At 35.1% G+C, this 13,691-nt stretch carries 12 protein-coding genes; 5 read left to right on the top strand and 7 right to left on the bottom strand.

Features of this window, described 5'->3' with window-relative positions:
- Positions 1–44: 44 nt before the first annotated feature.
- The 4 genes from surA to sppA are packed head-to-tail and all read left to right on the top strand — an operon-like array spanning position 45 to position 4,818.
- Positions 45–1,358 carry a peptidylprolyl isomerase SurA gene (gene surA / locus J3U74_RS00415; protein WP_220218079.1) on the top strand — a complete coding sequence of 438 codons (1,314 nt, stop codon included), beginning with the start codon at positions 45–47 and terminating at the stop codon, positions 1,356–1,358.
- The gene (gene rsmA / locus J3U74_RS00410; RefSeq protein WP_267329905.1) at positions 1,351–2,148 is read left to right on the top strand and encodes a 16S rRNA (adenine(1518)-N(6)/adenine(1519)-N(6))-dimethyltransferase RsmA; all 798 of its coding nucleotides are present in this window, start codon (positions 1,351–1,353) and stop codon (positions 2,146–2,148) included. The genes surA and rsmA overlap by 8 nt, the downstream gene beginning before the upstream one ends.
- 4 nt (positions 2,149–2,152) lie before the next feature.
- On the top strand, positions 2,153–2,971 hold the full coding sequence (gene apaH / locus J3U74_RS00405; RefSeq protein WP_220218081.1) for a bis(5'-nucleosyl)-tetraphosphatase (symmetrical) ApaH: 819 nt from the start codon (positions 2,153–2,155) through the stop codon (positions 2,969–2,971).
- A 29-nt stretch (positions 2,972–3,000) separates the two neighbouring features.
- Complete coding sequence (sppA, locus tag J3U74_RS00400; protein WP_267329904.1) at positions 3,001–4,818, top strand: signal peptide peptidase SppA; 1,818 nt, start codon at positions 3,001–3,003, stop codon at positions 4,816–4,818.
- 38 nt (positions 4,819–4,856) lie between these two features.
- On the opposite strand, the gene J3U74_RS00395 is transcribed toward sppA, so the two are convergent.
- From J3U74_RS00395 to moaC, 5 genes are all read right to left on the bottom strand, one after another.
- Positions 4,857–6,686: a sulfatase-like hydrolase/transferase gene (locus J3U74_RS00395; RefSeq protein ID WP_267329903.1), complete on the bottom strand. Its 1,830-nt coding sequence runs from the start codon at positions 6,684–6,686 to the stop codon at positions 4,857–4,859.
- Positions 6,687–6,865: 179 nt separating this feature from the next.
- Entirely contained in the window at positions 6,866–7,594 is a 729-nt protein-coding gene (locus J3U74_RS00390) for a Bax inhibitor-1/YccA family protein (protein WP_220218084.1), read from the bottom strand.
- A 56-nt stretch (positions 7,595–7,650) separates the two neighbouring features.
- A complete protein-coding gene (gene moaE / locus J3U74_RS00385) occupies positions 7,651–8,094 on the bottom strand; it encodes a molybdopterin synthase catalytic subunit MoaE (protein WP_220218085.1) in 444 nt (147 codons plus the stop codon).
- Positions 8,095–8,098: 4 nt separating this feature from the next.
- Positions 8,099–8,344, bottom strand: a complete 246-nt coding sequence (gene moaD / locus J3U74_RS00380) for a molybdopterin synthase sulfur carrier subunit (RefSeq protein ID WP_220218086.1) — start codon at positions 8,342–8,344, stop codon at positions 8,099–8,101.
- Positions 8,345–8,361: 17 nt separating this feature from the next.
- A complete protein-coding gene (gene moaC / locus J3U74_RS00375; RefSeq protein ID WP_220218087.1) occupies positions 8,362–8,841 on the bottom strand; it encodes a cyclic pyranopterin monophosphate synthase MoaC in 480 nt (159 codons plus the stop codon).
- A 244-nt stretch (positions 8,842–9,085) separates the two neighbouring features.
- Here moaC and priA point away from each other — a divergent pair, with 244 nt between their 5' ends.
- Positions 9,086–11,254 carry a primosomal protein N' gene (gene priA / locus J3U74_RS00370; RefSeq protein ID WP_267329902.1) on the top strand — a complete coding sequence of 723 codons (2,169 nt, stop codon included), beginning with the start codon at positions 9,086–9,088 and terminating at the stop codon, positions 11,252–11,254.
- Positions 11,255–11,297: 43 nt separating this feature from the next.
- Here the strand turns inward: priA and J3U74_RS00365 are convergent, their stop codons facing one another.
- Positions 11,298–11,603, bottom strand: coding sequence for a ComEA family DNA-binding protein (locus tag J3U74_RS00365; protein ID WP_267329901.1), 306 nt, complete (start codon positions 11,601–11,603; stop codon positions 11,298–11,300).
- 162 nt (positions 11,604–11,765) lie between these two features.
- On the bottom strand, positions 11,766–13,619 hold the full coding sequence (locus J3U74_RS00360) for a SurA N-terminal domain-containing protein (RefSeq protein ID WP_267329900.1): 1,854 nt from the start codon (positions 13,617–13,619) through the stop codon (positions 11,766–11,768).
- Between the last annotated feature and the right edge of the window lie 72 nt (positions 13,620–13,691).

Raw genomic sequence — 13,691 nt, 5'->3', positions numbered from 1 at the left:
TACAGCCAGTTTGATGCTGTAATAACACAATGAGTTGATCAAATATGAAATTATTAAAACTTTTTATTGCTTTAAACTTAAGTGTAAGTATAGGACTTATTACACCTTTATCAGCGACTGCGGCGCCTAGAGTTGTCGAACAAGTTGCGGCAGTTGTTAATAATAACGTTATTTTAGAAAGTGACGTTAATGACATGCTCAAAACGATTAAAGCAAGCACCGATCCCAGTAATCTACCTAATGATAAAGTGCTTAGACAACAAATTATCGATCGATTAATTACTGAAAATTTAATCTTGCAAAAAGCAGCAAAAGCCAAAATCACAATTAGTGATGAAGATGTAACTAATGCTATTGGTAGAATCGCTGCCGAAAATGGTATGACCATTGATGAGCTAAGAAGTAGACTATCAACAATGGGGATAAGTTATGCTAACTACCGTGAACGTATTCATAAAGATATGTTGATTGAACAAGCTCGCATGAATGAAGTGAGACCAAGAATCAAAGTATCTGAAAAAGAAGTTGAAAATTTAACTAAGACAATTGCAAAACAACCAACCAATAATATTGATGTCAAAATCAGCCATATTTTGATTTCAATCCCGGAAAAAGCAACTAAACAACAAGTTGATAATGCAACTAGCAAAGCCAGAGATATTATTAACCGTGCGAAAAAAGGGGAAAATTTTGCTAAACTTGCAACTTCTTTTTCAAATGATGATCTCGCTTTAAAAGGTGGCTCCATGGGCTGGAATAAACTGAGTGAGTTACCAACTATTTTTGAAGAGCGACTTTTGCGTGCACCTAAAGGAAGTGTTATTGGACCAATTCGTTCAGGTGTTGGCTTACATATCATAAAAGTTGATGATTCCCGAACTGAAGCACCGAAAAAAATTACACTCCAAGAAGTTAATGCTCGCCACATTCTAATCAAAACAAATGTATTAGTGACTGACCAAGTTGCAAAACAAAAATTAACTGATATTCGAAAAGCGATTACCAGCAAAGCCACAACATTTGCAGCCGCTGCTAAAGCAAACTCAGACGATCCCGGTTCAAAAGATAAAGGCGGAGAATTAGGTTGGAGCAGACCCGAAATGTACGACCCAGGATTTAGAAATGGCTTAATGCAACTGAAAAAAGGGGAAATCAGCCAACCAGTGAAATCTTCTTATGGCTGGCATTTAATTCAGCTAATCGATTCAAGACAAACTGACGGCACGGAATTAGTTCAAAAAGATCAAGCATACCGACTTATTTTTAATCGTAAATTTGCTGAAGAAGCGCAAGTGTGGATCCAAGAAATAAAAGGCGATGCATATATTAAAATTACAGGTGAAAACAAAAATGAATAACCGTGTTCACCAAGGACATTTTGCCCGTAAACGTTTCGGGCAAAATTTTTTACATGATGATTACATTATCGAAAGTATTGTTGCAGCAATACAGCCTAAACCAGACCAAGCGCTTGTTGAGATAGGACCCGGTCTTGCAGCCTTAACCATTCCGGTAAGTAAACATGTTGATCATCTTACCGTCGTTGAAATTGACCGTGATTTAGCGAGTCGATTAATTGAAAACCCATTTTTGAAAGATAAAGTCACTGTCATTGAACAAGATGCTTTAACATTTGATTTCAATCAACTTTCTGAGCAATTGGGAAAACTGTTACGGGTTTTTGGTAATTTACCTTATAACATATCAACCCCGTTAATGTTTCATCTGTTTGAATTTGCCAATACCATTACAGATATGCATTTTATGTTACAAAAAGAAGTTGTCACTCGATTAGTGGCCGCTCCAAATAGTAAAGATTACGGCAGGCTTAGTGTCATGGCTCAATACTATTGTCAGATTATTCCTGTGCTTGAAGTGCCACCGACATCATTTAAACCAGCTCCTAAAGTAGATTCAGCTGTTGTTAAACTTATACCATACCAACAAAAGCCTTATCCTGTTAATGATGTAAAAATACTTTCACGTGTTACCACAGAAGCATTTAATCAACGCCGTAAAACAATTCGAAACAGCTTAAGCAATATGTTTACTGCTGAACAATTAGTTCAATTAAATATCGATCCTAATTTACGTGCTGAAAACTTAACAGTCGAGCAGTACTGCCAACTGGCAAACGCATGGAAATAGTGTTATGGCAAACCTACTTATCGGAGATATTCATGGTTGCTATGATGAGTTTATGCGCTTACTTGAAAAAGCTAAATTCTCATCATCTGATACATTGTGGCTTACTGGCGATCTTGTCGCCAGGGGTCCAAAATCATTACAAGTGCTTAGATTTGTAAAAGAAAATATCAACCAAATCAGATTGGTATTAGGCAATCACGACCTTCATTTGCTCTCGATTTATGCCCGTGTTACGCCACCCAAAAAGAAAGATAATCTTGAAGAAATTATTCAAGCACCGGACTATGATGAATTGATGAATTGGCTGCGTAAGCAACCTCTTGTTCAAATAGATGATGAATTAAAATTGATTATGACCCATGCGGGGATTTCCCCACAATGGGACTTGCCAACCCTAAAAAAATGTGCGCATGACTTACATGTGATGCTGGCCAGTGATTCTTACCCGCTCTTTCTTGATAAAATGTATGGTAATTTCCCTGATGAATGGTCACCCCAATTACAAGGTTTAGACCGTTTACGCTATATCGCCAATGCATTAACTCGTATGCGTTTTTGCTATGAAGACGGCAGGCTGGATTTTTATTATAAAAAACCACCCGATCAAGTGCCTACAAAACTTAAACCTTGGTTTTTACTACCAAGTAAGATCCCGGCAGAATATAGTGTCGCTTTTGGTCATTGGGCAGCGTTAAATGGAAAAGGTACCCCAGAAAATATTTATGCCCTTGATACAGGATGTTGCTGGGGAGGAAAGTTGACATGTTTAAGATTTGAAGACAAAAAATATTTTAAAAAACGAAATAATGCGGCTAAAAATTAGAAAATCAAAACTTATAAGGACTATTTATTATGTCTGTACTTAACGTTATAAAATCAATTTGGAAAATCATTAATCTGATAAGAGAAATATTTCTCAATCTAATATTCTTAATCATTATTATTTTAATTTTCAGCGTCATTGCATTAATTAAAGAAGCACAAACTGAAGAGATTACTCCGCAACAAGGCGCTTTACTTGTCGATCTTGAAGGGGTAATTGTTGATAATACATTCTATAGCGATGAAATTTACGCCTTACAAAACAAAATTTATGGCAAAAAGGTGAATACGTCTCGCGAAAATAGTTTATTTGAATTAACCGAAAAAATAGCACAAGCAACAACTGACCCCAACATTGACAGTATAATTCTTAAACTGGATAATTTTGTGGGGACTGACATGAGTTCGCTTCAATATATTGGAAAATATTTATCCAAATTTAAAGAAGCTAAAAAACCTATCTACGCTATTGGTTCTAACTTTAATCAGAGTCAATATTATTTAGCAAGTTATGCTGACAAAATCTATTTAACCCCTCTAGGGGCGGTGAATGTATATGGTTTATCCGCTAACAATTTATACTATAAAACGTTACTGGATAATTTAAAGGTTAACACTCATGTTTTCCGTGTTGGCACCTATAAATCAGCAATAGAACCATTTATTCGTAATGATATGTCGGATGAAGCAAAAAGCAATACCAGCCGTTGGCTTAATTTAATGTGGGATAACTACCTAGCTGATATCTCAACATTAAGAAAAAAAGCGGCTTCACAATTAGTGCCTGAGCCTGAAGTTATGTTGTCACAAATAAAAGCAGCTGGTGGCAGTATGACAAATTATGCTTTATCTAATGGCTTAATCGATAACATTGCAAGTTATTACGAGTTTGAGGGTGAAGTCGATAGCCAAGACACAGTAAGCATTTATGATTATAAACTTAAAAACAATCAACAACAGACAGCTAAAAAACCACGCATAGCCGTTGTATTTGTTAATGGTACGATTACTGATAGTGGCAATAGTAGTGGTGTTGCAGGTAGTCAAGATATTGTTGAACAACTCAGATATATTCGTCAAGATTTGAATAAAAACAACATACAAGCTGTCATTTTACGGGTAAATAGTCCGGGCGGTAGTGTCGATGCGTCAGAAGCGATTCGTAGTGAACTCGAAGCATTACAGGATTATGAAATTCCTATCGTTGTTTCAATGGGTGGCATGGCTGCTTCCGGAGGGTATTGGATTTCTACAGCGTCGAATTACATTGTCGCAAGCCCAAATACGATTACCGGCTCTATTGGTATTTTTGGTATTATCCCAACATTTGAAAACTCGTTATCACATATTGGTGTTTACAGCGACGGGGTATCAACATCACCTTTAGCTAACCAAAATATGGCTCAAAATCTTCCTGATGAATTAAATCAACTTATGCAACTCAATATCGATAATGGCTATAACTCATTTATTTCTTTGGTTGCTAAAGCACGAAATATGACAACCGAACAAGTCGATAAAATTGCTCAAGGACAAGTTTGGTTAGGTGTTGAAGCCAGCAAAAATGGACTAGTTGATAAATTAGGTGATTTTGATGATGCCGTTGAAATGGCAGCTACATTGGCGAATTTAACCGATTATGAAATAGATTGGCAAAAACCGGAAGGGAGCTGGTTTAGTGATTTCTATACAGGCTTAATAGCAATGTTACCTAAATCGACAGCAGAAGTAGTATTTGAACAATTGCCACAAGCTAAACAGCTACGAGAACAAATTTCTTTATGGGATAAGTTCCACGATACTCAAAACCGTTATATTTATTGTTTAAATTGTGCCGATGTGCGCTAATGGTTGTTTGAATATATCCACCCTATTGGGTGGATATATTAGTCACGCTTTTCGGAAGATCGGAAAAAATAACGCATACTTTTCATCGCTTCTTGAATATAATGATAATTAGGTGTTTGATCCACCTCATTATTATGCACATCCATATAATGGCTTACACCAATGCGGTTGACAAAATAGATATTATCGGGCGTTCGAACTGCATAAGAGCTGTAGTTTGACATCAATAGCCAATTACGATTGAGTATAGGGCTAAACAGATCATATCCAGTTGAGTAATCACTGATATCATTTTTTACATGCAGATAATGCTTCATTAATGTTGGCACCACATCTTCATGACTCGTCAGTTTATTGGCATTATTTTTAAGATTTTCCAGTTCATTAGCACCTATAATAATAAACGGCACTTTTGTTTGTGCATCGGTGTAGTTACCATTATGCCCCCAAAAACCCAGTTTATTATCATTCATTTCCTGCGAATGGTCACCGGTAATGATTATAAGTGTATCATCTAAAGTTCCCGACTTTTCTAATTCTTCATAGATGTTTTGCAATAAGAAATCAACATAATATACACTTTGTTTATAACGATTAAAAATAGGTAAAGGATCGGTCTCATTATTTAGCGTCATATAATTTAGATCGCCTATTGGTTTAAATTTAACCGGGAAGTCATCCGGAAAATCATAAGCATGTGGCGCATCATAAAATAAGAATGAAAAGCTTGGTTTAGATGCATCACGATTTTTATACCAAGCCAACCAATCATCGGTAATTTGTTGGTCACGACTTGCAGCTGTCCCATCTTTACTACTAATTCTTAAGTTTTTAATTGTGACAAAAGCCGTTCTATCAAATTCCGGCGCAGTAATTTTAGCTGAAGTAAAAATGCCAATATTATAATTTTCTTTTTGCAATGTTGTGACAAATAATGATGGTATACTATTACGTAAAAATGCATCCCAATACGTACCAGCTATACCATAAAATAAACCAAAAATACCGGTACGTGTTGCATTACCCGTTGAGTAATGATTATCAAAAATAACACCATTATGTTTTAACGCAAAACGATAACTATTTGGAGAAATAGTTTCATTGAACGTATCATACCGCCAAGAATCAAGCACAATAAACACAATGTTCTTCAATTTTTGATTTTCAGGATTGATAACCAGCGTCTTTTTTGGATAGCTGATGCTATCATGTTTGTTATCTATTTCGAAAATAACTTTACGCTGACCTTGCTTATCAAAAAAACCCATTATTTTTTTGGAAGTAAATGGACGATACAACGGAATATACTCTTTTACCACCATAATTGGAGAATAAGCATAATAAAAAGCTACCATATGAACAAGATGGCTAATAATTAATGAACTCGATAGGAAAAGAGTAAAAAACAAAACGGCTTTCGATCGCCTTTTTTGGCGTGTTGTTTTTTTATCAAGCAAGTAAAGAAGAAAGTATTCAAGACTAAAAGAGACAATGATCAAGCTAAACATCAGCAAGTAAGTAACTAATGAAAAATCGACAACCTGACCAGAAAACACCATAGATAATACCGACTCATTGACATGAAATCGGTATTGCTCAAAGACAATAGTATCAATGTATAACCCTATCTGAAACAGACCAAACAATATAGCAAGTAGGATATTTGCAAAAAATTTCTTTAACTTAACTAAAGGCAGGCAAATAATGAAAAGTAACAGGTAGGCTAAGAAAAAATGACCAAATACGGCAAATATTGAAAAAACGCTACTTATTACGGAAAGTGATGCTCCCGGCACTAAAAAGAACCGAACAGAAATCAGCGATGAAATAAATACATTTATTAAAACAAAACAATAGAGTTTTTTCATTATTATTCTCTAATAGAGAGAGCGGCAATGGATATATCATAAAATGATATAATATTTTATATTGAAACATAGTGCTTTTCTGAAACTTTTTAACAAAATAACACTATATTGTGATGATGCTTAAATAATTAATAAAAAGGGCTCATAAAAAGAGCCCTTCAAGTCATTTATAAATCAATTTATCGTCTATCAGCAAAGATTCTTAATAGCAAAATAAATAAATTGATAAAATCAAGATATAGCGATAACGCACCTAAAATAACATAGCGTCTAAATACATTTGCATCATCCTGTGATAGATGTTCGCCAAACTCTTTTAACTTTTGGGTGTCATATGCAGTTAAACCTGCAAAAATAAATACACCAATATAGGTAATTGCCCACATTAATGCCTGGTTACCCATAAAGAAATTAACAATCGAGGCAATAATAATTCCAATTAACCCCATATATAAAAAACTACCCCAACTCGTTAAGTCACGTTTAGTGGTATAACCGTAAAAAGCTAAAGCAGCAAACATTCCTGCTGTAATAAAAAATACACTTGCAATAGAAGAGTGTGTATAACAAATAAAAATCGAACTTAATGTTATACCATTTAATACTGAATATAGCATAAATAGGGTCGTGGCGGTTTTTCCTGAAAAACGATCAATCATAGGTGATAAGCAAAATACTATGGCCAATTCTGCAACTATTAACGCTATAGATAAAAATGAAAGAGAGACTTGCCCTCGGCTATTAATATCAAATAGTAGATTTAATAAAGATGAATTGGCTGTATACCAACTAACTAAACCAGTTAATAATATACCTACTGCCATCCAACCATATACATGACTCAAATATGTTTGTATTTTGCTATTTGATTTTTCAATAATTGAGCCATTTGGCGTAAAACTTGTCATTTTTACCTCTCATCAAAAAATTAGACAATTCGTAACTATTATATAGTAAATAGTTATTAATACCATTTTTTCAACAATTCTGTATCAGATTTTTTAACTTCAACCCATTTTTCACCATTAATCGTTCGCTCTTTCTTCCAAAAAGGCGCTTGATTTTTTAATATATCCATGATGAATTCAGCCGCGGCAAAGGCATCTGAACGATGCGAACAACTCACACCAACAAATACAATTTTTTCATTAGTTTTGATATCGCCAACCCGATGAATAACGGCAACCTTGCCAAGTTGCCATTTACTGCGTGCTTGAGCAATAATATTGGTTAATACCTTTTCGGTCATACCAGCGTAGTGCTCTAAATAAAGCCCAATTGTCGGTTGTTCTAAACAACGAACTTTACCCATAAATGTCACTACAGCACCGTCTTGGGAGCGCTCACTAAGCCAATCGATATATCTTTCGACATCAATAGAATCTTGACTAACTTCAATAATGTTCATCAAGTTAACCTCCTGTCACGGGTGGAAAAAATGCCACCTCATCACCCGGTTGAATAAGATAATTAAAATCAACCAGTGATTGGTTAACCGCACAAAGCACCACTTTTTCTTTTAATGCTAAAGACCATTTATCACCCCGTTTGCTTAGTTGTTCAAGAAGATCTGCAACCGTTAGTTGTTGAGCATCTAAAAGAAGGGAATCAGTATCAATTAACTCTCGAATTTGAGCAAAAAACATAATTTTATTCATTTTGTCACAACTATTATTTATTTAGCAGAATAATCACCCGATTTACCACCGACTTTGGTCAGCAATCTTACTTGTGTAATAACCATATCTTTTTGAACCGCTTTACACATATCATATATTGTTAATGCCGCTACCGATGCGGCAACTAAGGCTTCCATTTCAACACCGGTTTGCCCATTTAACCGACATAGGGACTTAACCCTTACACAATGGTTATCAATGTCTGCTGTGATATCCACCTCTATTTTACTCAAAAGTAGTGGATGACATAGGGGAATAAGTTCCGAAGTTTTTTTTGCGGCTTGAATGCCGGCAATTCTCGCTGTTGCAAACACATCACCCTTATGATGTTTACCTTCAAGAATCATGTTAAGTGTTTGAGCATTCATTAATACCAATGATTCAGCACTTGCTTCACGAGTGGTAATTTGTTTATCTGAAACATCTACCATGTGCGCATCACCATGTTGATTAATATGCGTGAATGAATCTGACATCTTAAGTTCCTATGAAAAATGATAATTTATTTTCAATATTCAAGATAACAAATTTTGCATTGGGATACTACCGCCAGTCAATAAAGTTATGCAATGTAATTAACCTTGAAGATTGAGTTTAACAAAACCAATTTTCAAAGCTCAATCTATCTAAAAATACCACAATAATTAGGTAAGATTTTGCGAGTTAGTAAAAAACTGCGTACAATAGAGATAATATGTTAACTGCAATTGTGACCGTTTAATGCTTATTGCTCATATCGCTTTACCTGTTCCACTTTATCAACTTTATGATTACCGTTTAACACAACCTGCCGAAGTAGGTATGCGGGTAAAGGTGCCTTTTGGTAAACGTGATGCTATAGGCGTTATTGTTAGTATTGATCAACAAACCGATGTCCCAATTGAATGCCTAAAAGATATTAGTGAAATCATTGATAATGAGCCACTATTTACACCGGCTGTTTGGCAGCTGCTTAATTGGGCTGTAAGTTATTATCATTTTCCAATTGGTGAAGTCATATTTCACGCTATGCCTGTATTAGTTAGACAAGGAAAACAAGCAAGCAAAGCTGAGATCAAACAATGGCAATTAACCGAGCTTGGTAAGAATTGTGATTTGAAATCATTGTCTCGATCATATAAACAACAATTACTGTTAACTTCATTGAAAAACAATATGTTTTCTGAAAATGATTTCAGCGCCAATATTTTTCATCAATTAGAAAAGAAACAATTAATAAAACAAGTCAGTGTCACTCCTGATACAGTTGAATGGCAAAGTCATTTTTCAACCAATCCAACATCAATTAGACTAAACGAAGAACAAACCAAAGCCATAGCTTCGGTTAATCAACAAAATCAACAGTTTAACGTATTTCTACTAGAAGGTATAACCGGTTCAGGTAAAACCGAAGTCTATTTAAATATCCTTTCCGATATATTATCTGCTGGCAAACAAGCATTGATACTTGTGCCGGAAATAGGTTTAACACCCCAAACAATCAAACGTTTTAAACAGCGTTTTAATGCGCCAATAGATATTTTGCATTCCGGGCTAACCGATAAACAACGGTTTGAAGTCTGGCTTAGAAGCCGGTCTGGAGAAAACGCCATTGTTGTCGGCACTCGTTCTGCGCTTTTCACGCCATTTAAACATTTAGGCATGATTATTATTGATGAAGAGCATGATAATTCTTATAAGCAACAAGAAGGCTGGCGTTACCATGCCCGTGATCTTGCTATTATCCGGGCGAAAATTGAAAATATTCCCATTATATTAGGTTCAGCAACGCCATCACTTGAAACGTTAAATAATGCACAAAATCAAAAATATCAGTTATTACAGCTAACCCAAAGAGCTGGTGATGCTTCGCTTGCTCAACAATCTATTTTAGATATTCGTGGGTTAGTGCTTTGTGCTGGTCTATCTCAACCACTCATTGATCAGATAAAAAAACATCTATCAAACAACAATCAGGTCATGCTATTTTTAAATCGACGTGGTTTTTCACCGTCTATCATTTGTCATGATTGTGGATGGATTGCCGAATGCCCTCGCTGTGATATGCCTTATACTTATCACCAAAAACAGCATAAACTGATATGTCACTATTGTGATACACCAAGAGCCCTGCCTCATCAATGCCCAAAATGTGGGTCGACACATTTGATTCCAATTGGGTTTGGTACCGAACAACTTGAAAAGCAACTTGAAATTCTGTTTCCTAATATCAAAATTAGCCGTATTGATCGTGATACTGTGAGTAAAAAAGGCGCATTGGATAATTACTTAAAAGAAATACAACAAGGCGGCGCTCATATTCTAGTTGGCACACAAATTTTAGCGAAAGGTCACCATTTTCCCGATGTCACATTAGTCGGTATTGTCGATGTTGACGGTGCATTATTTTCCAGTGATTTTAGAGCGACAGAGCGGTTTGCTCAGATTTATACACAAGTATCAGGTAGAGCGGGTCGGGAAGCGAAAACCGGCGAGGTGATTTTACAAACTTATCATCCCGATCATCCTTTGCTTAATGTCTTACTGTCGAAAGGCTACCAAGAATTTGCTAAATTTACACTTCAAGAGCGCAGGCAGACACATTTACCACCTTTCAGTTATCAAGTTATGATAAGGGCTGCAGATCGCAATAATCACCATGCGCCAAATTTTTTACAACAAATCCATGATTGGTTAAAAAGTTTAGATGATCATCGCTTATGGCAACTAGGCCCAATGCCATCAAATCAACCCAAAAAAGCGGGGTATTATCGCTGGCAACTACTTTTACAACATACGCATCGCCAGCAATTACAACAAATTTTAGACCAATTAATCATATCTATCGACAAATGGAGTGAGACATCTAAAGTCCGATGGAGCATAGATGTTGATCCTATAGATAATTAGATGCAGGTAATATCCACCAATATTTATTGGCGGATAACACTTACTATAAAGTTATTTTTCCTGCATTTTTATCTAATATTGCTTGCCCGATGCCAGAAACTTCCTTCAATTGTTCAATTGATACAAAAGGTCCAAATTTTTCCCGATATTCGACAATTTTTTGCGCTTTATTTGCGCCAATTCCATTTAATGCTTTTGTTAGCTCTTCTGCTGTTGCAGTGTTAATATTGACTTGATCTAGCTGCTTTTGTTGTTGCTGTGCAGTAGCGGGAGGAGCAGATTGAGCATAACTAAAACCGGAAAAGGTAAAGCTTAATAATAAAATACTTAAAATTGATAATAATTTCATATATTTAACCTCAAAAGTTGTTTAAAATAAATAGGCAAGTAAGTTTGCGCTATCACTATCTCACTTCATCAGTTAAAAATGTTTTATGACTTACAGAAATGCGAAAAGCCACCTAAGTGGCTTTTCATTTTTACTTAAATTACAGTAATTTTTCGAAATTCATCACAAATTAGAATCTGGCATGATTTCAATTTTCGCCTTGGAACGAATATCAGCTGTAAGATAATAATAAGTATTGTTAATAAATAACGGTGTTAATTCCGATGAAATATCTTGGCGCTCCGGCGTATCAACTTTGATTAGCGAGACAATATAAGCTTGATTTTTTTTGAAAATTTCAGCACCAAATTCATTTTTATTTTTCTGTGGCGGCTCTAATGAGAAAATCATATCAATGACAGCCGGCTCAAAATCGGTTGAATTTCGTGTTACAGTATAGCGTTGGCCAAATGAGACCTTATCTGAACGACCAGATTTTCTTAAATCATCTAATACATTATCCACTGTTGATTTAAAGCGATTATCTACAATTTCATTGACCATTTTTTGATGAATATCATCTTTGACTTCTTCAAATGGCGCTATACCTTCCGGACGATAATCAGTCACTTGAACAACAAATTCATACGTACCATAATTTCGTTCAACCGGAATTAACTCAGATATGTTATTTGTTGCATGATCATCAACAATCATTTCATTACTAAAAACAACATCCCTAACTTCAGGATGAGAAAGAATTGTGGACGGTTGATTATAGTAAGTCCAATCAGTTGTAAATACCTCAAGACCTGTCTCCTCAGCTATCTCTTCGATAGATTTAGGAGAATGACTTAAAGCTGCTTTGATTTTATCTTCGATAGCCTCAAAATCTTGTTGTACTTTCTGATTTATAAGTTTTTCATATATTTTAACTTTAGCGAAGTCAAAATCCATCACTTCTGATTTCTTCATACCATCAAGTTTGATAAAAACATAACCGCCATCAGCTGCAATTGGCGCAGAAACTTGACCAATTTGTGTTAAATGAGCTTCTTTAAACACTTCTGGTAGTGAATCATCTTCAACAAGCCAACCAATAGAACCATTTTTACCATATGGCGAAACTTTATTATCTTGATTCATCTTTTTGGCAATCGTATCAAAATCGACAGAAGAAGCAAGATCACTCGCTATTTTATCTGCCTGTTCCTTATCGGTCACGTAAATTACACTATAGGCATTTTTAGCAGGATATGTATAGGTTTTGATCTCTTTTTCATATTCTTGTTTAACTTCATCATCACTCACTTTAACACTTTTTCTAACTGCCTCTAAAGTATTACGAATGAACTTAAGTTTTACGCGTTCTTTTTTGAAAAATTCTTTTGAGTGTTCATCATAATATTTTTGCTCATCTTCTGATGTTATGTTTATATCATCAACATTATCTATAGATGAATCAACTAACGTTGCGTAAACCGTACGAGTTTGATTTTTAAGTGAGGATATATCAGAATCAACAGGCAATACAAAACTGGTTTTAACTAATGCCTCGATAACTTGCTCTTGCTGTAATGCCGATCTCAAGACTTCTGCATAACTTTCCGGTGTGAATTTATTTTCAGCAAGTAAAGCTAAATATTTTTCTTTATCAAACTTACCGTTAGTAAAAAATACTTTTTGTTGCTGGATATATTTTTTAATATGTGAATTGCTAACAGCTGATTTAATTTTTTGCGAAAACTGATAAGCTAAGTAATTATCAATCTGTTTTGTTAGGACATTACGACGTACTGTTTTAATAAACGAACTATCGCCTAAAGAATTCGCTGTTGCCATTTTTGCTTCTGCTTCAAATTGTTCTCGGCTAATACCTTCACCATCAACTTTGGCAATGTATAGTTGCGCATCACTCGCACTATTACTACCAAAGCCTAAAAAACCAACGCCTGTAAAAATGAAGCTTACCATAATTATTGCAAAAATAATTTTAACAACAATATTGTTTGCAGCTGTTCGGATTGTCTCCATCATTGTTTAAGATTCTCCATATACCTAATGTTGAATCACGCAAGTATAGCATATTTAGCTAAATTGGCTATTGCC

The organism is Gilliamella sp. B3892 (genome assembly GCF_026536305.1).
Classification (GTDB): Bacteria; Pseudomonadota; Gammaproteobacteria; order Enterobacterales; family Orbaceae; genus Gilliamella.
Note: the sequence above shows the minus strand (reverse complement) of the source record. Positions and strands in the feature narration are given on the sequence as shown.

Bases quoted from the DNA above. Each gene is read 5' to 3' on its own strand.
- rsmA (WP_267329905.1), top strand. From the start codon at position 1,351: ATGAATAACCGTGTTCACCAAGGACATTTTGCCCGTAAACGTTTCGGG.
- moaE (WP_220218085.1), bottom strand. From the start codon at position 8,094: ATGAACATTATTGAAGTTAGTCAAGATTCTATTGATGTCGAAAGATAT.
- moaD (WP_220218086.1), bottom strand. From the start codon at position 8,344: ATGAATAAAATTATGTTTTTTGCTCAAATTCGAGAGTTAATTGATACT.
- J3U74_RS00360 (WP_267329900.1), bottom strand. From the start codon at position 13,619: ATGATGGAGACAATCCGAACAGCTGCAAACAATATTGTTGTTAAAATT.
- moaC (WP_220218087.1), bottom strand. From the start codon at position 8,841: ATGTCAGATTCATTCACGCATATTAATCAACATGGTGATGCGCACATG.
- priA (WP_267329902.1), top strand. From the start codon at position 9,086: ATGCTTATTGCTCATATCGCTTTACCTGTTCCACTTTATCAACTTTAT.
- sppA (WP_267329904.1), top strand. From the start codon at position 3,001: ATGTCTGTACTTAACGTTATAAAATCAATTTGGAAAATCATTAATCTG.
- J3U74_RS00395 (WP_267329903.1), bottom strand. From the start codon at position 6,686: ATGAAAAAACTCTATTGTTTTGTTTTAATAAATGTATTTATTTCATCG.
- surA (WP_220218079.1), top strand. From the start codon at position 45: ATGAAATTATTAAAACTTTTTATTGCTTTAAACTTAAGTGTAAGTATA.
- J3U74_RS00390 (WP_220218084.1), bottom strand. From the start codon at position 7,594: ATGACAAGTTTTACGCCAAATGGCTCAATTATTGAAAAATCAAATAGC.
- J3U74_RS00365 (WP_267329901.1), bottom strand. From the start codon at position 11,603: ATGAAATTATTATCAATTTTAAGTATTTTATTATTAAGCTTTACCTTT.
- apaH (WP_220218081.1), top strand. From the start codon at position 2,153: ATGGCAAACCTACTTATCGGAGATATTCATGGTTGCTATGATGAGTTT.